This is a genomic window from Comamonas terrae, assembly GCF_001544075.1.
Classification (GTDB): domain Bacteria; phylum Pseudomonadota; class Gammaproteobacteria; order Burkholderiales; family Burkholderiaceae_C; genus Comamonas; species Comamonas terrae.
The window spans coordinates 318,457-342,405 of record NZ_BCNT01000005.1 but is presented as its reverse complement, the minus strand read 5'-3'; the positions used below and the strand labels follow the sequence as shown (position 1 = coordinate 342,405).

The window sequence follows — 23,949 nt, the reverse complement described above, 5'->3', positions numbered from 1 at the left end:
GGGCACGAAGCGTGCGCTACTCGCGTGTGCACGCCGCCGGCTTGCAACCGCCGCTCTCACCAGCCACCGAGCGTAACCGAGAATTCAATGGCCGGAGTTTGCCCGGCCGTCATTATTGCCATCCGCTGAAAGCTCGATTGGCAGCTCCAGCCGCACCAGCAGCCCTCTGTGGCTGCTGCCTTCGTCGAAACTGAGCACGCCCTGGTGCAGCTGGGCGATTTCATCGGCAATGGCCAGGCCCAGCCCCGTGCCTTCGCCCACTGCCCCCTGCGCGCGGTAAAAACGCTGGGTGATCTGGCTGCGCTCCTCGACGGGCACGCCGGGGCCGTCGTCGTCCACTTCGACAAACGCCCAGCCGGACAGCGCCGAAGCCAGCAGTACCGCATCGTCGCTGCCCAGCGGCTTGGCACGCCGGCCGCAGCGCAGGGTGACGCTGCCCCCTTCGGGCGTGTACTTGACGGCGTTCTCGACCAGGTTCGAGACCAGTTCGCGCAGCAGCCAGCTATGGCCCCAGACCGAAACGGATTCGGTCTCCAGCCCGAAATCCAGCCCCTTGGCCGAGGCACGGTCGATGAAGGTCTCCAGCATGCTCTCGCACAGCTCCTTGAGGTCGACCTGCTGCAGCGGCTGCACTTCGGCATTGCGCGCATCGGCGCGCGACAGGGCCAGCAGCTGGCGTGCGAGCTGCGAGGTGCGCCGCGTGGCGTCGCGCAGCTGCTCAATCTGGGCCAGCGTCAGCATGACGGGTGCCTCGCTTTCGCCCTTGCGGCGGGCGGCGCGCTGGGCGCTTTCGGCGCTCAGCGCCCAGGCCTCGACCTGGGCCTGCAGGGCCGCCAGCGGCGTGCGCAGCTGGTGCGCGGCGTCGGCCACGAAGCGGCGCTGCCCCTCGGCCTGGGCATTGACCAGCGCGAACAGCCGGTTGAGGGAGCGCACCAGCGGGCGCACTTCGGCAGGAGTGGTCTGCTCGTCGATGGGGCTGAGATCGCGCGGCGAGCGCCGCTCCACGGCCTGGGTGAGCTTGTGCAGCGGCTTGAAGGCGCGGCTCACGGACCAGTAGATGGCCACGGCCGCCCCGGCGATCAGCAGCAGATTGGGCAGCAGCACATGCGTGAGCAGCTGGCGCACCCACTGCTGGCGCACATCGCTGCTGTCGGCCAGCATGACGACCAGTTCGCCCGCGCCATAGGTCTCGGCCTTGAGCACGGCCACGCGGTAGGTCACGCCGTCATGCTCCTGGCTGTGGAATTCGGCCAGCGAGGTGGTGGGCACGTCGAACTTGATCCAGGTGTCGCCCGCGACCACATGGCCCTGCAGATCGCCAATGGCATAGCCTACCTCGTCGCCCTGCCCGCGCAGAAAATCCTCGATGGCCGGCGTGAGCGAAACCAGCGGCGGCGTGCCCTCGGCAATCGAAGGCGCAAGCACCGAATCGGCCAGCGCGGGCAGCAGCCGCATCAGCCGCTGGTCATGCTGCGTCGAGGCCTCGTCGGCCGAGGTATAGCCGAACCAGCCCCCCATCAGCGCCAGCAGCACCAGCGGCACCAGCAGCAGCACCAGCAGGCGAAAGCGCAGATTGGCGGTCATGGGCGGAAATAGAGAGAAGGCTTGATGTTCGCCGGTTCTGTATGGCCTGGCCAGTCAGTCACATAAAGATAGCTGCTGACGCCTTTCATTCGTTGGTTTCAACATGCTTCTCCATTGAAACCAATATGCAGCAAGCGCTGGCAGCTATCATTTATTCGACCATGCCGTTTGCTGTCTTCAGGCGGCCTCCGGCATCAGTTCCAGCCGGTAGCCAAAGCCGCGGATCGAGCGCAGCGCCACGCCATGGGGCTCCAGCTTGCTGCGCAGGCGCGAGACATAGACCTCCACAGCATTGGGCGTGATCTCCCGGTCCCAGCCCGTGAGCGCCTGCAGCAGCTTTTCCTTGCTCGCGGGCTTGGGGGCGTTGAGCAGCAGGTACTCGAGCACCGTCCACTCGCGCGGCCCCAGGTCGATGGGCAGCAGCTTGCCCTCGGCTTCGCCCTCCTGGGGCGGCTGGCGTGCACCGGCCCGGCGGCCCGCGGTGTCCAGCTCGATCTGGCCGAAGGTCAGCACTGCCGAGGTCGCGGCCTGCGAGCGGCGCATGAGCGCGCGCAGGCGTGCCAGCAGTTCCGGCAGCTCGAAGGGCTTGACCATGTAGTCGTCCGCGCCAAGGTCCAGGCCATGCACGCGGTCCTGCAGCGCATCGCGCGCCGTCAGGATCAGCACCGGCATGGCCTTGCTTTCCATGTCGCTGTTGCGCAGCCGGCGCGTCAGCTCCAGCCCGTTGATGCCCGGCAGCCCGATGTCGATGACGGCCACGTCGAAGGCCTCCTGGGCCAGCACTTCCAGCGCCCGTTCGGCACTGCCCACCCAGTCGACGGCATAGCCCGCGTCGGTCAGACCCAGCTTGATACCGCTGGCCACCATCACATCGTCTTCCACCAGAAGCAAACGCATAAAGTCCTACCTAGCTCCAAAACAAAAGCCGCCCTGAAGGCGGCTCAGTCCATACCGTCACACAGGGCCCCAACGATGGTAACGCTTTCCGCGTTCCCGTTTCGCCAGCAGCCTGACGACCCCGGGGGGGCGCCAGTGGCGGCGCCCGTCCCGGCTTCAATGGCTGCGGATCATGGTGCCATAGGCCTGGTCGGTCAGGATCTCCAGCAGCATGGAATGCGGCACGCGACCATCGATGATGTGCACGGCATTGACGCCGGCCTTGGCCGCATCCAGCGCACCGCTGATCTTGGGCAGCATGCCACCCGAAATCGTGCCGTCGGCAAACAGGCCGTCGATTTCGCGCGCCGTCAGGTCGGTCAGCAGATTGCCACCCTTGTCCAGCACGCCGGGAGTGTTGGTCAAAAGCACCAGTTTTTCAGCTTGCAGCACAGTTGCCAATTTGCTTGCAACTACGTCCGCATTGATGTTGTAGCTCTCGTTTTCCTCGCCGAAGCCGATAGGGCTGATCACAGGAATGAAGGCATCGTCCTGCAAGGCCCGCACCACGCTGGGATCGATGGACACGATGTCGCCCACCTGGCCCACGTCGTATTCGATATTCGGATCCTTGTTGTCCACCATCTTGAGCTTCTTGGCGCGGATCAGCCCGCCATCGCGTCCCGTCAGGCCCACGGCCTTGCCTCCGGCCTGATGGATCAGGCCCACGATGTCCTGCTGCACCTCGCCGGCCAGCACCCACTCCACCACTTCCATGGTCTCCGCATCGGTCACGCGCATGCCCTGGATGAACTCGCCCTTCTTGCCCAGACGATTCAGCGCGGTCTCGATCTGCGGCCCCCCGCCATGCACCACCACCGGATTGATGCCCACGAGCTTGAGCAGCACCACGTCCTCGGCAAAGTCCGCCTGCAGGGCGGGATCGGTCATGGCATTGCCCCCATACTTGATCACCATGGTCTTGCCATGGAACTTGCGGATATAGGGCAGCGCCTGTGCGAGGATTTCGGCTTTGTCGCGGGGGGCGATGGTGGGAGTGGTGGTCATGAAAGCGAAAGCCTGCCAAGGCAGGACATATAAGGTTCCAAAATAAAGACCGCCGTCGTCGGCAGTCTTTGTCGTTCGATGCGGATTTTGCCGCAATAACGGCGCATGCCGTCAACAGTTCGCCAGTTGCTGCGTTGCGGCACTTCCCTGGCGCTCCTGCTCGGCTCCATCAGGGGCTACGTATCCACTGACCAGTTGTAGCAGTTCAGAATGGATTGACGCATCGTCCCCTTGCTTGGCAGCTTGGCGCAGCGTCAACAGATGCGGCAACAGATCCTTCCATGGCAGATAGCTTTCATGAGCCTTCATGATACGAGCATGCTCAGTGGTTTCAGGGTTGTCACCAATCAGCAATTCTTCGTACAGCTTCTCCCCTGGCCTCAGGCCAACCACCTGAATCTCGATATCGCCCGAGGCATGGGCTTCGTCCTTGACTGTCAAACCCGATAGCTGAATCATCCGACGCGCCAAATCGATGATCTTCACCGGTTTGCCCATGTCGAGCACAAACACATCTCCGCCATTGCCCATGGCACCCGCCTGCAGCACCAATTGGGCAGCCTCGGGAATCGTCATGAAATAGCGGGTCACCGCAGCATGCGTGACCGTCAGCGGTCCGCCATTGCGCAGTTGGCTGCGAAACAAAGGCACCACACTGCCGCTGCTGCCCAGCACATTGCCGAAGCGCACCATGCAAAAGCAGGTCCTGTTTGCAACCGGAATACCCAATCCTGCTTCATCAATAGGCGCAAAATCCACTTCCGATGCACCGGCCATGGCTTGCAGCACCAACTCCGCCATGCGCTTGCTGGCCCCCATGACATTCGTAGGACGAACTGCCTTGTCGGTGGAGATCAGCACAAAGCGTTCCACTCCCAGTTCCATAGCCACGCGAGCCACATTCAGCGTACCGAAGACATTGTTCAAAATGCCTTCGGCTGGATTCTCTTGCACCAGCGGCACATGCTTGTAAGCTGCTGCGTGATACACCGTGTGGGGCCTGCAATCTGTAAAAATAGCACGCAGACGCCTCAGATTGCGAATACTGCCTAGCCGCGGCATCAACTGCACAGACAACCCATGCTCCTTACACAGCAGTTCAAGGTCGCGATGTATGGAGTAGAGTCCGTATTCGTTGTGCTCTACCAATACCAGAGCTTCGGGTTGTTCCAGGATGATCTGCCGGCACAGCTCGCTTCCGATGCTTCCGCCAGCCCCCGTCACCAGTACCACCTTGCCGGCTAGATTCTTGGCTAGCAGCTGCGGATCGGGCGTCACCGGGTCGCGACCCAGCAGGTCCTCGATGTCCAGCTCTTGGAAATCTGCCACCGTCACCTTGCCCGAGGCCAAGTCCATCATGCCCGGCAGAGAACGCACATGCACAGGCAGCAACTGCAACTGATCGATGATTTCCCTACGTCGCAAGCGGTTCAGTGAAGGGATCGCCAGCAGGATGTCGGAAATTTTGTGTCTCTGGATGAAGGCAGCTGCATCTGCAGGTGAAATGATCGGAATGCCATTGATGGTTCGTCCTACCTTGCCTAAATCATCATCAACGAAACCTCGAACCGAGAACTCACGCATCACATCAATGGCAGATGCCGTCTGCACCCCTGCATCGCCAGCGCCATATATCAGCAAATGCTTTTTTGGCGATAGACTTTGCTCGGAATCACTCACCCCAGACAGCCAATAGCGCGCAAGAATGCGCCAGCCGCCAGCCAACAGCAAGAAGAGAATTGGCTGGATCAAACCTATACTGCGTGGTACACCGTTCCAGCGCATCCACAGCAACACCGCAAAAAAGACAACACCGTAAATGACCACGGCAACCGCAGTAGCCACAACCGCTGGCATTCCGGCATAGCGGAAGATGGCCCGGTACAAGCCCATACGCACAAAGATCGGCACAAACAGCACGATCGCCAGACCGTAGACATAGCCTTGATCCATAACCGGTATCCCTGTCTGGTCAATGCGCAGGTAAAACGCCAGCCAGACAGCCAAAACCGCCACAGATACATCCACACCCAAAACTACCGCTTGCTTCAGCAATCGCGGCAGGCCCAACAATTGTTCAGCCAATGCATTCAACGACATGCTTTTTCCAAGACTGCGTTGATCGCATCACAGGTCTGTTGAACCTCCGCGTCTGTCAAAGTCGGATGGACTAGGAACATCAGGCTGGTGTCGCCCAGCTCCTTGGCAGAAGGTAGGCGTTCCGCTGGCCTCCAACCTGTGGAATCAAAGGCTTTCTCCAAGTAAACCTCTGAGCATGAGCCTTGGTAGCAAGGAACGCCTAATGCATTAATCTCCGAGACAATGCGGTCTCGGCTCCAGCCTCCAGCAAGTTGATTAGGTTCAACATATGCATAGCATTTGTAATGTGCATGTTCGATGCTGTCAGGAATCTCAGGCACTCGTAGCGCCGCGAATTTACGGCATGTGGCGAGAATGTTCATCGCATTTCGCGTACGCAGTGCAGTCCATTCCGACATGCGTTTGAGTTGAATACGGCCTATGACGGCTTGCATCTCCAGCATGCGCCAATTAGTGCCAAAGCTCTCATGCAGCCAGCGAAAACCCGGTGCATGCTCACGCTCATACACTGCCGCATAGCTCTTGCCATGATCCTTGAAGCTCCACATGGCACGCCACAGGGCTTCGTCATTGGTCGTCACCATGCCCCCTTCGCCGCCGGTGGTCATGATCTTGTCCTGGCAAAAACTCCAGGCTCCGACATGGCCGATGCTCCCCACGCTTCGCCCCTTGTACCGCGCTCCGTGTGCCTGGGCACAGTCTTCGATGACCTTCAGGCCATGCTGCTCGGCGAGCGCCATGATCGGGTCCATGTCGCAGGGCCAGCCCGCCAAGTGCACGCAAATTACGGCACGGGTGCGCGGCGTCAGTACCTCGGTAATGGTGTCTGCTGAAATATTGCCGCTATCGAGCTCCACATCGGCAAATACCGGTGTAGCGCCTGCATTGACCACACAGGAAATGCTGGCAATGAAAGTGCGCGGCGTCACTACTACCTCATCACCCGGGCCAATACCCAGCGCTTTGAGTGCAACATCCAGAGCCAGCGTGCCGTTGGCCAAGGCCACAGCATGGCTTGTTTCAGTCCATGCAGCGAACTCCTTTTCAAACGTACGGCACTCCTGGCCCGTCCAATAGTTCACCTTGTTGGACAGCAGCACCTGCTGAACAGCATCAGCCTCCTCAGCAGTAAAACTAGGCCAAGGAGAAAACGGGGTATTTAACATCTTCTAGATCCAGATCACTTCTATTTCACAACAATTACTCAATCCGCCCGCAACGGCCTCGCAGGATTCCCCACAACGGTTGTTCCGGCTGGCACACTTTTGGTCACAACAGCCCCCATCCCGACCACAGCTCCTCGGCCAATCACCAACGGCTTTCCTGGCACACCTTGCTTGATCACCGCACCAGCACCGATATAAGCATGGTCTTCCACCACGATGTTGCCGTTGCACTTCACGCCCGGTGCAAAAGTGACAAAGTCGCCAATCACGCAATCATGCTCCACATAGCTATAAAGATTGGCATGAAAGTGGCGGCCAACACGGATGTTGCTGGTCAGTGTCACAAACGGGCTAAGGGCAGCCCCCTCACCCAACTCCACATCGTCCATACGAACAACATTTGCGGCCTGTACGCTCCACGACTGCACTCCGTCCTGAGCCAGGCGAGCCGCAAGCTTTTCACGCACGGTCCCGTTGGCAATGGCCAGAACCGCATGGCGCATGCCTGCGGGCTCTGCCAAAAACTGCGCATAAGTCAGCAAACGCTGCCCATTCACTCGCTCCGGCCCAAGTCCATCATCCACAAATACCAAGCGCTCTGGCGCAATACCGGCCTGTACCAACTGCTGGCGAGCCAATGGCATCACGCCACGGCCACACCCGCTAGCGCCGTAAACAGCGAACAAATCTTCCAAGGGAGACACCTATGCGCCTTTCGCTCTTTTAAATATAGCTAGCCAAGCTTACTAGACAAGCACACAAGTGGCTTTTGCTTGAGATAGGCATCATGTTATGGCGTCTTGCGACCCGTGAACTTGCTCATCGTCGCTTCACCCGCCGCGCTGATGCCATCACGCACCAGCACCTTTTTCACCGTCAACCACAAAATCTTGATGTCCAGCCACAGGCTTTGATGCTCCACGTACCACACATCCAATGCAAATTTTTCTTCCCAACTGATGGCATTGCGTCCATTCACCTGCGCCCAGCCAGTCACCCCCGGGCGTACCTCATGGCGGCGAGCCTGCTCAGGTGTATACAAAGGCAGGTACTCCATCAGCAACGGACGCGGCCCCACCAAGCTCATGTCGCCTTTGAGCACATTCCACAGTTCGGGCAATTCGTCTAGGCTCGTTGCCCGTAAAAAACGACCCAAAGGCGTCAGCCGCACAGCATCAGGCAGCAATTGCCCATCCGGGCCGCACTCATCCGTCATGGTGCGGAACTTGATCATTTCAAACGATTTTCCACGCAGCCCTGGGCGCAATTGGCGAAAAAATACTGGACTACCCAACTTAATGCGAATTAACGCAATAAGAGCTAACAATGGCAAAGCCAGTATAATTAACCCGAACAGAACAGCGGTAAAATCCAAAAGACGCTTCATAATTTTATAGATTTACCTCACTAATATTTTTTCTGCTATCGAATGGCATTAGTCATTATTTTTTGCATGCATCAATAAACATGCGCACCAATAGTTTCATTAGTAAATAAAATAATTAAACTTTCCGACGAACTTATGTGAATATAGCAATCATTTATACAGAAAACACCCGCTTGAAGCAGCGTGTCACAACATTACATCTGCATTGAGAGATCACCAATAAAGATAGCCCCGAGCGACAAAATAGGTGTCACTCGACAACCCAACCCATGGGTACATCGCTAAGCAGTAAGTTAACTAACCGCTGATTGACCTTACGTACATCAAAATTTTCTTCCGCGAGCCGGCGACTTGCCTGCCCCATTGTGGCAATTAACTCAGGCTTCTCGATAAACAACTGCATCTTTTCAACCAATGCCTGCACATTACGAGGAGGTACGAGGAAACCATTGACACCATCCATCACCGTTTGACGGCAGCCCGGCACGTCTGTAGTAATCACTGCACGCCCCATGGCCATAGCCTCTTGCGTGCTCACTGGTACTCCCTCGCGATACGAGGGCAGCACATACACGCTGGTTTGCGTCATCCATGGCATTACTGGGGTATGGCCATACCACTCCAGGATGCCTTCGCCCACCCAAGCCTGTACATCAGCCTCGGTGATTGAGCCGGGGTTATCGTCCAGTCCGCCCAGCAGGATGAAACGCGTTTTCGGATACTTTTGCTTGACGATACGTGCTGCAGCGGCATATTGCACCACGCCCTTTTCTCGTAACAGGCGGGCCACAAGCATAAAGGTCGGCGACTGCAGTACTGGAGGAACGGGCACCCAATGCTCCAGATCCACGCCAATCCCGCCAAGTAGAAATCCCTTCCTAGCTGGCAAAACACCTGAATTGACCAACTCTGCTTGATCGTCGGAATTCAAAAATATCACCCGCTCGGCCCGTGACATCCCCAACTTGTACAACCACAGCACCATTCGCCTCAGCAAACGACGCTTAAATGGCAAGCCTCCATCATCGGTGGGCGTAAAGACGAAGCCTAAGCCCTCCACCATGGCAAAACGCCGCGGAACGCCCCCCCACCAAGCAGCCAACGTGCCAAAAATCACTGGTTTTATGAAATAACCAAGAGATACATCCGGTTTCAAACGTCGTAACAGCCGTGCCATACGCCAAGTATTAACAGCATCTCGCAACGGGTTCATGCCAGTGCGAGCCATAGAGCAATCAACTGGCGTTGCCCCCAATGAGTAAACAGCGGCACGCGTGCTTTCGTCAAAATTTGGGGCCAAGGCAAGCACTTGTACTCCTTGGGAATGCAGCAAACGTATTAGTGGAGCACGAAAATTAGTTAACGAAGGTGCGTGAGACGTGATAATGGCAATAGTTCGCATTATTTCAACCAAATAATATCAACATGCGTAATTAATAAATTTATTTTCGAAATAAGGTGCGCACGAAGCAATTAAATAATTTATTTTTATCATTAAAATTTTTTTATGGGATTACTCGTACAAACATGAGGTTTTATTTTCTAAAAAAACGTACTTTTATAACTCGTTAATATTCTCAATCATACGACGGATACAGCAAATCGACCAACCGTTGAGGCAAGCCTATTTCGGTCCTTAAAAGCTGCAGAGATAATCTATAATTTATTTTTCCTCAAGTCATTTATTCAAACATGCTCCACATACCAAGGCATGGCCTTCCCTATGCCTTCCAATATCCGATACTCAGGCGTATAGCCTAACTTGGCAGCCGCTTTGCTTATATCTGCTTGTGAATGGCGAACGTCCCCAGTTCGAAATTCACGATAAATCGGCTCTTTTCCATAAGTTTTCCCACTCTTTGCCAATGCGACTTGCAAAGCGTGAAATAAATCGTTCAACGTGGTACGGTCTCCTACCGCAACGTTATAGACTTCATTTTTTTCATCATCGCCTGCAGTTGCTGCAAGCAAGTTCGCTTGCACTGCATTTTCAATAAAACAAAAATCTCGACTGGTTTCTCCATCACCATTGATGAATATTTCATCACCCTGGATCATGGCTGCGGCCCATTTTGGAATAACAGCCGCATAAGCACCATTGGGGTCTTGACGTTGACCAAACACATTGAAATAACGCAAGCCTATGGTTTTAAAATCATAGGTACGTGCAAACACGTCGGCATACAGTTCGTTTACATACTTTGTTACTGCATAGGGCGATAGCGGCTTACCAATGTGCGCCTCCACCTTGGGTAAAGCTGGATGATCACCATATGTGGAGCTACTGGCTGCATAGGTAAAGCTTTTGACCTTGGCATCACGCGCTGCAACCAGCATATTTAAAAAACCACCTATATTGGTAAAATTGGTGGTAATTGGGTCGTTGATGGAGCGCGGGACAGATCCCAGAGCAGCTTGATGCAATACATAATCTACGCCCATACAGGCTCTCTGACAATCAGTCAAAGCACGAATATCACCTTCGATAAAATTAAAATTTTTCCATTGCTGCTCAGAAACCAAACTCTGCACTTCATCAAGATTGTGCTGATGTCCCGTGGCAAAATTATCCAATCCTACAACTCTCTGGTTGAGCTTTAACAAATGCTCCAAAAGGTTAGAGCCAATGAAACCTGCTACACCAGTCACCAGCCAAGTAGCTTGATTTTTTAACAGATATGTTCTTAATTTAGCGTATTTTTCCATATTACAACCGGATATCCGACTCATCAGCACTCAAAATATACTTCAAATCGTAAAGCACATGTACATCCTTTCCCAGCTTACGAATACCCTTGCCACCCATTTTGGAAAACTGTTTATGCGCAACAGCAAGAATAATGGCATTATATTCATTGCATTTCAATTGATTCTCTTGCGTCACGACATCAATGCCATACTCATGCTGCGCTTCTTCGGCACTAACCCAAGGATCAAAGCAGTCCACTTCAATGCCGTATTCCTTAAGTTCAGAAATAATATCCACCACGCGCGTGTTACGCAGGTCTGGGCAATTCTCTTTAAAGGTCAAACCCAATACCAACACCTTGGATCCATTCACCTGAATGCATTTTCTCAGCATCTCTTTCACCAACTGACCAACCACATATGTGCCCATGCCATCATTTAATCGTCGGCCAGCAAGAATAATCTCTGGATGGTAGCCCACAGATTGGGCTTTATGGGTTAGATAATATGGATCCACGCCTATACAGTGTCCTCCCACCAATCCCGGTCGGAAGGGCAAAAAATTCCACTTCGTCCCAGCGGCCTTCAGCACGTCTTCAGTATCAATATCTAGTTTATTGAAAATAAGTGCCAACTCATTAATCAATCCAATATTCACATCGCGCTGCGTATTTTCAATCACTTTCGCTGCTTCAGCCACCTTAATAGAGCTGGCTTTATGTGTACCAGCCACGATAATAGATCGGTACAGTTCATCAACAAAATTAGCAATTTCAGGCGTCGACCCTGAAGTCACTTTCAAAATGCTTGTAACACGATGCTCTTTATCACCCGGATTGATACGCTCGGGGCTATAACCCGCGAAAAAATCCTGGTTAAATTTCAAACCGGATACTCTTTCAAGAACAGGTACGCAATCTTCTTCTGTGGCGCCAGGGTACACCGTAGACTCATAGATCACTACCCCACCCTTTTTCAGAACCTTACCTATAGTTTCGCTAGCTTTAATAAGCGGCGTTAAATCCGGCTGCTTGTGTGCATTAATTGGTGTTGGAACAGTAACGATAAAAACATTGCACTTGGCAAGCTCATCGAGTTCGCTACTGTAAGAAAGCAATGTAGCTTGCGCTAGCTCCTCATCCTCAACTTCCAAGGTATGGTCATGCCCAGACGCCAATTCAGCCAAGCGTGCTTTATTAATATCGAAACCAAGTGTCGGATATTTTTTACCAAATTCAACTGCCAGAGGCAGGCCAACATAACCAAGTCCGATAATTGCCAGTTTTACGTCTTCAAATTTTTTCATGATTTCTCTAATCTTTAATATCCAAAATTACTTTAATCAACGTTTTCACTAATACTCTGTCAACCAAGCCTGAAACATCAAAACATCCCACAAATGATGTTGCCAATTGCGTTTACCACTAACATGCTCGTTCCATTTCTGCCGAATAGGCACAGGGTTGAAATAGCCCTCCTGACGCAAGCGCGATTCGCTGAGCAAATCCTCCGCCCAGTCGCGCAGCGGGCCACGCAGCCATTCGTCAAGGGGCACACCAAACCCCATCTTGGGGCGCTCTATCATTTCTCTGGGCACATGGCGGTACAGCACCTGGCGCAGAGCCCACTTACCTACGCTGCCGCGCAGCTTTAAGTGCTGGGGCAATTTCCATGCAAATTCCACCACACGGTGGTCAAGAAAAGGCACGCGCGTCTCCAGCGACACCCCCATGGCGGCGCGGTCTACCTTGCACAATATATCGTCGGGCAGGTAAGTGACGGCATCCAGCACCATCATGCGCTGCACCTCGTCCAGCCCTGTCAGAGACAGCGGATTTCCGCGCAAGGGGGTAAAGGGTTCGATAGCGCCCAGCACCAAGTCATCGGGCTTCCAATGGGTAACCAAGTCCAGATAGAGTTCATCCACGCTACGGGCATTGAGCAATGCAGCGCCCTTGTGCAGTTTGTCACCCATATTGGACTGGCGCAGCGAGGCTGGCAGCAGCGGCTGTACCGGCTTGCACAAAGTATTCCACGACGTAGGTGATAGTACCTGAATGCCTGCTGCCCCCAAGCGACGCAACGACTGCGGCAGGCTCTCCAGCTTACGCCACAAATTGCGTGTGAACAGATAGCGGCTGTAGCCAGCAAACAGCTCATCGCCCGCATCGCCCGAAAGCGACACCGTCACCTGCTGGCGGGCCAACTGGCTGACCAAGAAGGTGGGAATTTGCGACGAATCTGAAAATGGCTCGCTGTATAGCTGCGGCAGTTTTGGGATGACATCCAGCGCCTGCTGGGGCGTAACGTACAGCTCTGTGTGGTCTGTTCCCAAATGATGCGCCACCGCCTTGGCGTGCAAGGCTTCGTTATAGCCTTGTTCGTTAAAGCCGATAGTGAAAGTCTTGACTGGCCGCTGGCTTTGCGCCTGCATCAGCGCCACCACGGTGGATGAATCAATCCCACCCGACAGAAATGCGCCCAGCGGCACGTCGGCCATCATCTGCTGGCGCACGGCATCTTTGAGCAGCGCCTCCAGTGCATCCACCGCTTCGACCTCTGTACCTGCAAAAGGCGTAGCTGCACCTTGCAGCGCCACCTGCGGCAACGACCAATATGCTTCTATCTTTGGCTCGCGCTGAGCCAGCGACGCAGTCAGCAAGCAACCCGGCTGCAGTTTGCAAATACCTCGATAAATGGAATGCGGCGCAGCAATAGCGTTGTGGCGCATATACAGCGACAGCGCATCGCGGTTGATATCGGCAGCAAACGCCGGGTGCGCCTTGAGCGCAGCTAGATCCGAGCCAAACAGCAGGCTGGCATCTGCACCCTGTCCTTGCCAGCCGTAATACAGCGGCTTTTCACCCAGGCGGTCACGCGCCAGGGTCAAACTGCGCTCCTTCTTATCCCACACGGCAATGGCAAACATCCCAACGCAGCGTTCAAGAGTCGCACGCAGACCCCAGACACTAAATCCGGCCAGCAGCGTTTCCGTATCCGAATGCCCACGCCACCCAGCATTGCCATCCTCTCCCCCTGCGAGAGGGGAGGGGTGAGAGTGCTCCTTAGTGCCTAGTTGCCTGCGCAAATCCAAGTGGTTGTAGATCTCGCCATTAAAGGCCATCACATACCGCCCACAAGCCGACCGCATGGGCTGCGCGCCGGCGGGCGAAAGCTCCACAATCGCGAGCCGCCGGTGGCCCAGCGCAATCCCGCCAGCCGCATCATGCCAATAACCAGCACTATCGGGCCCCCGGTGCACGATGGTTTCCGCCATGCGCTCCAGCAGACCTGGCGCTACTTCATCGCGCGCCCACTGGCCTGCGGTTAAAAATCCCACGAAACCGCACATCTGAAATACCTTTTACTTGCTATCGCTGTCATTATCGGCCAGAGGGTGGGCCTCCCACAAAACCTCGCTCCGCGCCACATGTTCGTAAAACACCTCGTACAAACGCACTATGTGACCAATCTCGTAACGGGCTGCAACCCGCGCGCGCGCTTGTTCGCCAAGGACTGCTTTCTTTTCAGGCGGAAAGTTCAAAACGTCTACCAATCCCTGCGCCAAACCAGCCATATCGCCCGCAGCCACCACACGCCCAGTGTTACCCACGATCTCGGCGCTATCGCCTACGTCCGTCACCACGCAGGGTACGCCGCAAGCCATGGCCTCGCCCAGCACATTGGGGAAGGCCTCGCCATGCGAGCTGGAGGCCAGCACATCCAGCGAAGCCATCAGGCGCGGCACATCATCGCGCCGCCCCAGCAGGTGCATATGCGCCTGCAAACCCTTTGCGGCAATGGCGCTGTTCAGCAGGGCATTGGCGGCATCCACATCCGCACCCGCCAGCACAAAATGCACATCTGGCATCTGCGCACGCACCTGAGCGGCAGCTTCGACAAAACCGAAATGGTTTTTTTGCGAATCAAAGCGCGCAATCAAACCCACTAAAGGCGCATCAGTCTCCAACTCTAATTCAGTGCGAACGCTGGTGCGCGCTGTTATGTCAGGCACAAAGCGGCTTAAATCAAAACCATTGGGGATGACGTGTAATTTGTCTGCTGCATAGCCCACCGCAGCATGGACCTCTTTGGCCCGCTGCGAACAAGAAATAATTTTTGCTGGTACACGGTGCGACAGCAACGCACATGCCTTAACTACCCAGAGCGTGGAGCGCTTGTTTTCTGTTTTTGACAGATTGCTGTGGCGAATGCACCAAATCACCTGTTCACACCCCGCCAACCGCGCTGCCAATCCACCCAAGAAATCGGCATGGTACATCCACGTATGCACGACTTCTGGCTGAATTCTACGCAAATATTTAACCAAGCTTAATAGTTTCAGAGGGCTCGGAAAATTTTTCTTCATCCCTAATGCAAAAACAGGAATACCAAGCTTTTCAATACGTGGGCCAAATACCCCTTTATCCATCAACGATATAACATATGGCTCAAATCGATTCCGGTCGATGAGCTGCATGAGTTTATAGAGCATCGCCTCAGCCCCTCCAGTGGAAAGACCTGTAATAATAAAAGCTATTCTCATACCCCCCCCATAATTTGCAACCAATACAACCACTGAAGAACTGCATACAGAAAGAACATAGAGAAAATAAAAATTCTCAAACGACCTTTAAAAGCAGCAATAGACGCGACAATGGAAGGAAACGCAGCGGACAAAAATCTCATTGAATACCCCCCATGCAAAACATTAAAGGCAACAATTGATATTGTAATTAAAGCATATATAGAATAATCATATTTTAACAAATTTAATTTATTAAAATAGAATGGAATCAAAAGGAATATCCAAAAAAGCGAATATTTAATAGTACTCGACATATCTGAATACTCCGCTCTTCTATCCCCTATTATCGAAAGAATAAAATCCCGAAGAGGCCCAATCAAAATAGAAATAATTACACCAAAAGCAAATGAAAAAATATATATCCAAGTAGCATTTAAATTACGCTTGAAGTTAGCCTTCTTCAAATATAGCACAAATACATATATAAATATGAATATAAATGATCCAGTATGGATGAATACTGTCAACAATAATAATATAAAAGAGGTTTTTTTATATTTCTCAAAGAGAATATATGCTCCTCCCAGCAAAGACATCGCTAAAGCCATTCGATACTGAGAAAAAGCAAAATCGACTACTAACGGATTAAAAAGAAAGATAACATGATAAATTTCACCCCAGCGAGAGATTAAACACGCAAAAACATAAATCGTCAGAAACGATATTGAAATAAAAACCACATCCAAAGATATACCAACTTTATTCACCAAGAAATCAATAATAAAATACCAAAGAAACTCCCCGGAGATATAACCAAAAAATCCAACAACATCGTTTATTCTTGATAAATTATCCTCGTATAAAAAAGGATCTAGATAAATTTTTTTATCAACAAACCCATCACCATTGGAGATAGCGTATAGCGCCTCCCACGGTATTATTGAAAAAATAAAGGCAAATGAAAATAAAAATATAAACTTACTTAATTTCATATATACACTACAAATCCAACATTACACGTAGATAATTGTCTGTAGCATTCTTATAATTGAAATCCATTGCGCGGATCGCTCCCTTAGGAAGTTCTTCAGAAGGAGTATCAAGTGTCAGCATCATTGCTTCTGCTAGTTTCTCGGAACTTCCGAGAGGGACAAGACGTCCCCATCGGCCATGCTCCAAAATCTCATCCGGACCACTAGGACAGTTAGTACTAACGACAGGAATTCCACAAGCCAGCGCCTGAATAAGTACATTTGGCAAGCCTTCATATATAGAAGAAAGAACAAACAAATCAGACTTTCTCATATATGAGTAGGGGTTTTCAACAAAACCAGGAAGATCTACATCACCTTCCAATCCAAGATCCATAACGAGTTTTTCCAAATCTTTTCGCTGCTCCCCCTCTCCTAAAATTAACAGCTTACAATCTCTTTGAGAACGAACATAAGAAAATGCCTTAATCAGATTTAAAAAATCTTTGGCAGAATTTAGACGACCTGCTGCTAATATTACTGAGTTTTTTTTATCCGCTAGCCATTTATGTGCAACAGGTGCTTCTGCAAGCTGAAAAATGGAATCTGTAACGACCGGATTGTAAACAACAAATAATCTATTATTTTTTAAATTTATATGTCTCAGCAAATCATCCGCAACCCCTCTCGAAACAGCAATGATGGCATCTGCATATTTATAGGTCAATTTCACCAACGGAAAAACCAAGCGCGCGCGTAATCCCTTGGAGAATTTACTGTTTATAGATAAATTTGATCTTTCACTAATTACTAAGCGCACACGATGTCGAGCTATAAGCTTTGCAAAAATCGCAATAACATTCACATAATCAAGAGCAGATAGCATAACATCGGGATTGCTCTTATTTATGTATTGAACAAGTGGAAATAAAGATCCAGCTACACTTGCAGCCTTCAAATCAATAATTCTGACTCGACTCGATACCTCGGTAATATATTCGCCAATAGCTTGAGCTAATACCAGATCGACTGTAAAACCTCTATTGGCGAACTCGTTTGCAAGGATCACCATAACCCGCTCGGCCCCTCCGCCCTTGACCGAAGGCAGGAATACCGCAATACGCTTATTTTCCATAAATCTAAAATCCACCATTTCCATTCTTCTTCTCAAGAGCCCCCATTAACAAATATCTTGAGTTGGCGATATTCAGAAGAAAGAATATCAACATTACAACAAATCCTCCCATTAATATAGAAATAGACATTCTGTATATCATAGGAATATTTATGCTCATGCATAAAGAAGCTGAAAAATATGTGGCTGTAGCCGGTACCAATCCAATACCAACAAGGGAAATAACTTTAGGCATTGGGAAATACCTCATACCAACAACAGCGCTACCGACTGTCGCAATTAGATAGGAGATACCAGATGCCCAGGCAGCCCCCACGATCCCGTAGATCGGAATAATATAATAATTTATTCCCACATTAAAAATAGCCGCTATACCATTGGTAATCAGCAGCCATTTTGTCTTTTTTGTCAAATGAAAGACTATATCGAAATAATACGATTTAATTCCAACCACTGCTGCTGAAAGTGCAATCCATATAAATACAGGCAATGCACCTTCTCTAAATTTTTCACCTGCAAATATTCCAATCATGCCTGGAGCAATCGCAATCAAACCAGCCGCACCGGAAAATGCCATAGCAAATATTAATTCACCATTTTGACGCATCTGCAAGCTTGCAGCCTGAACACCTCTGCTTTCAAAAACTTTTATTACCAAAGGTGTGGCGGCGGTATTAATAATTATTAGCAATAATCCTAAGCTATTTTGGGCAAGATCATATCCAACAGAATAGAGTCCAGTCTGAGCTTCACCAAGAAAATAGGTGATCATTAACCGATCAGAACTTGAGGTAATCCATATCAATGAAAATGTAATTGCCAATGGAAGTCCGTAACTGCCAAACTCAGTCCACTGCGGAGAAGTTGGTCTTCGAGGTAACACGCCAGCCCATGCACTGCGTCCAACCAACATCCAAGAAGTTGCCGACCCAATGATCAGACCGATCAATGGTGCATTTTCTGCAAATCCATAGTATGCGAGCAATGCACCAGAGGTCAAAGCTAGTATTGACTTGATACCGCTTAAAGCACCATATCTCCTAGGATCGAGCAATGTCGTTGCTTGTTGTAAATTAAGCTCATGCCATGCTTGCACAATAGTCAAAACAACCGCAATCGGAATCAGCATATGCCACTGCCTGAATTTTCCGACAGTCATTCCAATTAATGACAATGAAATAATAATACCAGTCAGGAGCAAAAAAATTGCAAGCACAGGTTCTAGAATTTTCTTAGGACTATTTGGATATTTAGGCAAAAATCTTGCGCAGACCAAAATCAACCACTGGAAAATCAGAACATGAAAAACTCCTATACAAGCCATCACTGTTGAATAACGGCCAAACTCATCCGATGACAGAATTCGCGTATAAATCGCAAGTGCGATAAAATTTATAATACCTGGAATTCCCCGGGCAATAAAATATGATGCGATATGACGAATTAGCATCTATTTTGTCAAGTTATATTTAAATGCATTTAATCAATTTATCTTTTAGATAAACGCAAATCCATTACATTAATTCATAAATTATCATAGAAAGATACCTCATGTACAAAAATAGCTAATGACATCCCTTGACTTAATTTATGCGCTGGCTTATACTCAAAAGATGCATAGCTTTTTTAAAATTAGCCTGACTATGGCACATATTATCATCTTAAAATAATAATAATTGAATTTATTTTATAAATTACACGATCAAAGAGAAGTATACATAACCTAATAATAGCGACAGTGAAATTCATTAAAATCAATATTCATCAGCAATAACGCCGATTTAATTAAATACTCACCCAACCAATATAGCCAGATTAGCGACATTATTCATAGAAGAATATAGAGTCGCGAGCAAGTTCAAACGATTGGCCTTCAGTGCAGGCTCTTCAGCATTTACCATCACCTGTTCGAAAAAGGTATCGACAGGAACGCGCAATGCGGCCAGGGTTTGCAGGCTGGCGGTGTAATCACCTGCTGCAAATTGTTGCTGCGCCTTGGGCGCCACGGCCTGCAAGGCGGTATAGAGGTCTTTTTCGGCCTGCTCGGCCAGCAGCGCTGGGTTGACCTGCGCGCTCACGGCGGCTTCGGCCTTCTTGAGGATATTGCCCACGCGCTTGTTGGCCGCGGCCAGGGCCGGCGCCTCGGGTAGCGCGGCGAAGGCGCGCACGGCTTCCAGGCGTTTTTGCACGTCGGACAGGCGCTGGGGCTGCAGGGCCAGCACAGCCTCCACTTCCTGGGCGCTGTAGCCTTGTTCGCGGAACATGTTGGCCAGTCGGTCGTAGATGAATTCGACCAGCTGCGGCGTGGCGTCCTGGATCTTGTCGCCGAAGGCCGGCAGCGTGCTGACCAGCAGGGTTTCCAGGTCCAGCGGCAAATCCTTTTCAACCAGCATGCGGATCACGCCCAGCGCATGGCGGCGCAGCGCGAAGGGGTCGCGATCGCCGGTGGGCAGGTTGCCGATGCCGAACATGCCGACCAGGGTTTCCAGCTTGTCGGCCAGGGCCACGATCACGCCCACGTCGCCGCGCGGCAGTTCGTCGCCGGCAAAGCGGGGCTTGTAGTGGTCTTCGATGGCGTCGGCCACGGCCGTGGCGAGCTGGTCGTTCAGGGCGTAGTAGCGGCCCATGATGCCTTGCAGCTCGGGGAACTCGCCCACCATGTCGGTCACGAGGTCGGTCTTGGCCAGCATGGCGGCCTGGTCGGCCAGGCGGCCCAGCTCCGGATTGCCCAGCTGTTGGGCAATCGTCTTGGCAATGGCTCGCACACGCTGCACGCGCTCGCCCTGGGTGCCGAGCTTGTTGTGGTAGACCACCTTGTCCAGCAGCTCCACGCGGCTGGCCAGGGTCTTCTTGCGGTCCTGGTCGAAGAAGAACTTGGCGTCGGCCAGGCGCGGGCGCACCACGCGCTCGTTACCGCCGATCACGGCCGAGGCGTCCTGCGGCTGGATGTTGCTGACCACCAGAAACCGGTTGGTGAGCTTGCCGTTGGCGTCCAGCAGCGGGAAGTACTTCTGGTTGGCCTTCATGGTCAGGATCAGGCATTCCTGCGGCACGTCCAGGAACTCCTTCTCGAATTCGCAGACCAGCACGTTGGGGCGCTCGACCAGGGCCGTCACCTCGTCCAGCAGCGCTTCGTCCTCGATGGCACGAACGCCACCACCCACGCGTTCGGCTGCGGCCTGCAACTGGCGCGCGATCTCGGCACGGCGCTCGGTGAAGCTGGCGATCACGGCGCCCTCTTCGCGCAGCTGCTCGGCATAGCTGTCGGCATCGCGGATGACCACGGGGTCGACGGCGGCTTCGAAACGGTGGCCGTGCGTGGCGGGGCCGGCCGTCAGGCCCAGGGCCTTGACGCCGATCAGTACCTGGGTGCCGTGCAGCACCACGAGGCCGTGTGCGGGGCGCACGAAGTTGACGCTGGTCCAGCCGTCGGCCAGCTGGTAGCGCATGACCTTGGGAATGGGCAGCCTGGCAATGGCTTCGTCCAGCGCCTTCTGCACGCCGTCGGTCAGTTGCACGCCCTTGACGGTGGATTCATAGAACAGGGCTTCGGCCTTGCCCTCGCCCTGGCGCTTGAGCTGGGCCACGGCCGATTCGTCGGCGCCGATGGCGGCCAGCTTCTTGAGCAGCGCGGGCGTGGGCTTGCCTTCGGCGTCCAGGCCCACGGAAACGGGCATGAGTTTTTGCGAAACGGCCTTGTCCTGACCCTGCGGCAGCACTTCGGTGATGTGGGCGGCCAGGCGGCGCGGCGAGGCATAGGCCGTCAGGCGCGCTTCGCTGGAAGCCAGCAGGCCCTGGGCCTTGAGCTGATCAAACAGCACGCTGGCAAAGGCGTCGCCCAGCTTTTGCAGCGCCTTGGGCGGCAGCTCTTCGACAAACAGTTCAACCAGGAGATTCGATGCGTTCATGATATTTTGATAGCTGCCAGCGCTTGAGTGACGGGGCCAGCAGCTGAAATGACTGTAGATCGGTTGTTTGGCGGATTTCAGGCGGCCTTCTTGCCCTGCTGCTCGGCAGCCTTGGCCAGTTCGGCCAGCACTTCGTCGGCATGTGCCCTGGAGGCCATGGGGAAGCCCAGGCGCGCGCGGCTGTCCAGGTAGCTCTTGCCCACGGCGCGGGCCAGGTTGCGGATGCGGGCGATGTAGGCGGCGCGCTCGGTCACCGAGATGGCGCCGCGTGCATCCAGCAGGTTGAAGGTGTGGGCGGCCTTGAGCACTTGCTCGTAGGCAGGCAGCGCCAGCTCGGCGGCGATGAGCTTGTTGGCCGTTTCCTCGTGGGCGCCGAAGGCGCTGAACAGGAAGTCGGCGTTGGAGTGCTCGAAGTTGTAGGTGGACTGCTCCACCTCGTTCTGGTGGTAGACGTCGCCGTAGGAGAGGCCGTCGGTCCAGGTCAGGTTGTAGACGTTGTCCACGCCCTGCAGATACATGGCCAGGCGCTCCAGGCCGTAGGTGATCTCGCCGGTGGCGGGCTTGCAGTCGATGCCGGCGACCTGCTGGAAGTAGGTGAACTGGGTCACTTCCATGCCGTTGAGCCAGACTTCCCAGCCCAGGCCCCAGGCGCCCAGCGTGGGGTTCTCCCAGTCGTCTTCCACGAAGCGGATGTCGTTCTTCTTGAGGTCGAAGCCCAGGGCCTCGAGCGAGCCCAGGTACAGCTCCAGGATGTTGTCGGGCGCTGGCTTGAGGACCACCTGGAACTGGTAGTAGTGCTGCAGGCGGTTGGGGTTCTCGCCGTAGCGGCCGTCCTTGGGGCGGCGGCTGGGCTGCACGTAGGCGGCCTTCCAGGGCTCGGGGCCGATGGCGCGCAAAAAGGTGGCGGTGTGCGAGGTACCGGCGCCCACTTCCATATCGTAGGGCTGGAGCAGCGCGCAGCCCTGATCGGCCCAGTAGGACTGCAGTTTCAGAATGATTTGTTGGAAGGTCAGCATGACTAAAGTACGTTCGCGGCCCAGGCACCGGCCTGTCGCGTTGTTCGGTATTTGAATATCTGGAATATCGGCGGCGCAAAGCCGCGTAAACGGCAATTCTAAGTCTGAGGCCCCTGGGCCGACGCACAGCGTCTGTGCAGCCCCACAGCCCGGTTTTTTTCCTTGAAGCCGCTTGGGGCGGGGATTTCAGCGTTTTGCAATGAAAACGGAAGCTGCTTTCGCATGGCTGCACTGGCTTTCGGGGCTGTTGATACCCGGATCCCATAGCTGCCAAGCGCCTGTAGCTCACTTTTTTACAATTGCGCGCCGCTGCCGGCTCACGGCAATAAAGTGTCGCCATGGTTGCACCCTAGAATGCCCCATTCACCTTGCGTGGACATCTACATCCGGAGCCCGTCATGAACCTGATGAACATCATCACCAAGCAACTGATCGAAATCATCGAATGGACCGATGATTCGCGCGACACGCTGTCCTACCGCTGGCCCGATGACGACAAGGAAATCAAGAACGGCGCCCAGCTCATCGTGCGCGAGTCGCAGCAGGCGCAGTTCGTCTCCACCGGCCAGTTCGCCGATCTGTTCGGCCCCGGCAAGCATTCGCTGACCACGCAGAACATTCCCATCCTGTCCACCATCCAGGGCTGGAAGTACGGCTTCAACTCGCCGTTCAAGTGCGACATCTACTTCATCAACACGCGCCTGTTCACTGGCAACAAATGGGGCACGTCCAACCCCATCATGATGCGCGACAAGGATTTCGGCGTGGTGCGCCTGCGCTCTTTCGGCACCTACGACTTCCGCATCGTGGAGCCGGCCAAGTTCCTCAAGGAAGTGGCCGGCACGGACCAGAACTTCCGCCTCGACGAATTCGCCGACACCATGCGCTCGCGCATCGTCAGCGTGTTCTCCGAAGCCCTGGCCAAGGCCCAGGTGCCGGCCCTGGACGTGGCCCAGCGCTATGGCGAGCTCGGCGACGCGCTGCTGCAGCTGATCAACCCGGCCATGACCGACAAGTACGGCCTGGAGATCACCAGCTTCGTCCTGGAAAATGTCTCCGTGCCACCCGAGGTGGAGCAGGCCATCGACAAGCGCTCGAGCATGGGCGCCATCGGCAACCTCAACGACTACGTCAAGTACCAGATGGGCCAGGCCATGGCCAATGGCGGCGAAGGCGCGGCCGCGGCCGCCATGCCGGCCACCATGGCCATGGGCTTCGGCATCGCCCAGGAAATGATGAAGAGCATGCAGGGCGGTTCTGCAGGCACTCCTGCAACTGGAGCCGCCGCAGACCCCTTCTCGCCTGCGGCGGCACAGGCAGCGCAAACCCAGGCTGCACCGGCGGCGGCTGCGATACAGGTATTGACGCCCGCCCAGGCCGCCCAGGTGCTGGGCGTGAGCGAGGCCGATGTGCTGGCCGAAATCCAGGCCGGCAACCTCAAGGCGCGCCAGATCGGCAGCCAGTGGCGCATTGCCCAGAGCGCGCTGGATGAGTTTTTACGCGGCTGACCCTCCCCTAGCTT

18 protein-coding genes are annotated in these 23,949 nt (G+C 53.6%); 1 reads left to right on the top strand and 17 read right to left on the bottom strand.

Annotation, left to right across the window (positions count from 1 at the left end; all coding sequences use genetic code 11):
- Positions 1 to 84 precede the first annotated feature (84 nt).
- The 17 genes from Cte04_RS09995 to glyQ all read right to left on the bottom strand — a co-directional run bounded on the left by Cte04_RS09995 (position 85) and on the right by glyQ (position 22,427).
- Positions 85 to 1,584: a sensor histidine kinase gene (locus Cte04_RS09995; protein WP_066476008.1), complete on the bottom strand. Its 1,500-nt coding sequence runs from the start codon at positions 1,582 to 1,584 to the stop codon at positions 85 to 87.
- 177 nt (positions 1,585 to 1,761) lie between these two features.
- A complete protein-coding gene (locus tag Cte04_RS09990) occupies positions 1,762 to 2,481 on the bottom strand; it encodes a response regulator transcription factor (protein WP_066476006.1) in 720 nt (239 codons plus the stop codon).
- A 156-nt stretch (positions 2,482 to 2,637) separates the two neighbouring features.
- A complete protein-coding gene (gene argB / locus Cte04_RS09985) occupies positions 2,638 to 3,528 on the bottom strand; it encodes an acetylglutamate kinase (protein ID WP_066476004.1) in 891 nt (296 codons plus the stop codon).
- 111 nt (positions 3,529 to 3,639) lie between these two features.
- Positions 3,640 to 5,628 (bottom strand): polysaccharide biosynthesis protein, encoded by a 1,989-nt coding sequence (locus Cte04_RS09980; protein ID WP_066476001.1) that lies wholly within the window; start codon positions 5,626 to 5,628, stop codon positions 3,640 to 3,642.
- Entirely contained in the window at positions 5,619 to 6,794 is a 1,176-nt protein-coding gene (locus Cte04_RS09975) for a DegT/DnrJ/EryC1/StrS family aminotransferase (protein ID WP_066475999.1), read from the bottom strand. Before Cte04_RS09975 ends, Cte04_RS09980 begins: the two co-directional genes overlap by 10 nt.
- 38 nt (positions 6,795 to 6,832) lie before the next feature.
- Complete coding sequence (locus Cte04_RS09970) at positions 6,833 to 7,489, bottom strand: acetyltransferase (RefSeq protein WP_157081917.1); 657 nt, start codon at positions 7,487 to 7,489, stop codon at positions 6,833 to 6,835.
- Positions 7,490 to 7,584: 95 nt separating this feature from the next.
- Positions 7,585 to 8,181: a sugar transferase gene (locus Cte04_RS09965; RefSeq protein WP_066475993.1), complete on the bottom strand. Its 597-nt coding sequence runs from the start codon at positions 8,179 to 8,181 to the stop codon at positions 7,585 to 7,587.
- Positions 8,182 to 8,431: 250 nt separating this feature from the next.
- Positions 8,432 to 9,583, bottom strand: a complete 1,152-nt coding sequence (locus Cte04_RS09960) for a glycosyltransferase family 4 protein (protein ID WP_083526594.1) — start codon at positions 9,581 to 9,583, stop codon at positions 8,432 to 8,434.
- Between the two features lie 284 nt (positions 9,584 to 9,867).
- A complete protein-coding gene (locus Cte04_RS09955; RefSeq protein ID WP_083526593.1) occupies positions 9,868 to 10,887 on the bottom strand; it encodes an NAD-dependent epimerase/dehydratase family protein in 1,020 nt (339 codons plus the stop codon).
- 1 nt (position 10,888) lies between these two features.
- Positions 10,889 to 12,175, bottom strand: coding sequence for a Vi polysaccharide biosynthesis UDP-N-acetylglucosamine C-6 dehydrogenase TviB (gene tviB / locus Cte04_RS09950; RefSeq protein WP_083526592.1), 1,287 nt, complete (start codon positions 12,173 to 12,175; stop codon positions 10,889 to 10,891).
- A gap of 48 nt (positions 12,176 to 12,223) precedes the next feature.
- Positions 12,224 to 14,221 carry an asparagine synthase (glutamine-hydrolyzing) gene (gene asnB / locus Cte04_RS09945; protein WP_066475982.1) on the bottom strand — a complete coding sequence of 666 codons (1,998 nt, stop codon included), beginning with the start codon at positions 14,219 to 14,221 and terminating at the stop codon, positions 12,224 to 12,226.
- Positions 14,222 to 14,233: 12 nt separating this feature from the next.
- On the bottom strand, positions 14,234 to 15,415 hold the full coding sequence (locus Cte04_RS09940; protein WP_066475980.1) for a glycosyltransferase family 4 protein: 1,182 nt from the start codon (positions 15,413 to 15,415) through the stop codon (positions 14,234 to 14,236).
- The gene (locus tag Cte04_RS09935; RefSeq protein ID WP_157081915.1) at positions 15,412 to 16,389 is read right to left on the bottom strand and encodes an EpsG family protein; all 978 of its coding nucleotides are present in this window, start codon (positions 16,387 to 16,389) and stop codon (positions 15,412 to 15,414) included. The genes Cte04_RS09940 and Cte04_RS09935 overlap by 4 nt, the downstream gene beginning before the upstream one ends.
- Positions 16,390 to 16,396: 7 nt before the next feature.
- Entirely contained in the window at positions 16,397 to 17,527 is a 1,131-nt protein-coding gene (locus Cte04_RS09930) for a glycosyltransferase (RefSeq protein WP_217997575.1), read from the bottom strand.
- Positions 17,508 to 18,953, bottom strand: coding sequence for a lipopolysaccharide biosynthesis protein (locus Cte04_RS09925; RefSeq protein WP_083526590.1), 1,446 nt, complete (start codon positions 18,951 to 18,953; stop codon positions 17,508 to 17,510). Before Cte04_RS09925 ends, Cte04_RS09930 begins: the two co-directional genes overlap by 20 nt.
- Positions 18,954 to 19,296: 343 nt before the next feature.
- The gene (glyS, locus tag Cte04_RS09920; RefSeq protein ID WP_066475978.1) at positions 19,297 to 21,411 is read right to left on the bottom strand and encodes a glycine--tRNA ligase subunit beta; all 2,115 of its coding nucleotides are present in this window, start codon (positions 21,409 to 21,411) and stop codon (positions 19,297 to 19,299) included.
- A 77-nt stretch (positions 21,412 to 21,488) separates the two neighbouring features.
- Complete coding sequence (gene glyQ / locus Cte04_RS09915; RefSeq protein WP_066475974.1) at positions 21,489 to 22,427, bottom strand: glycine--tRNA ligase subunit alpha; 939 nt, start codon at positions 22,425 to 22,427, stop codon at positions 21,489 to 21,491.
- Positions 22,428 to 22,825: 398 nt separating this feature from the next.
- Between glyQ and Cte04_RS09910 the strand changes: the two genes are divergently transcribed.
- Positions 22,826 to 23,935: an SPFH and helix-turn-helix domain-containing protein gene (locus Cte04_RS09910; protein WP_066475972.1), complete on the top strand. Its 1,110-nt coding sequence runs from the start codon at positions 22,826 to 22,828 to the stop codon at positions 23,933 to 23,935.
- Positions 23,936 to 23,949: the final 14 nt, after the last annotated feature.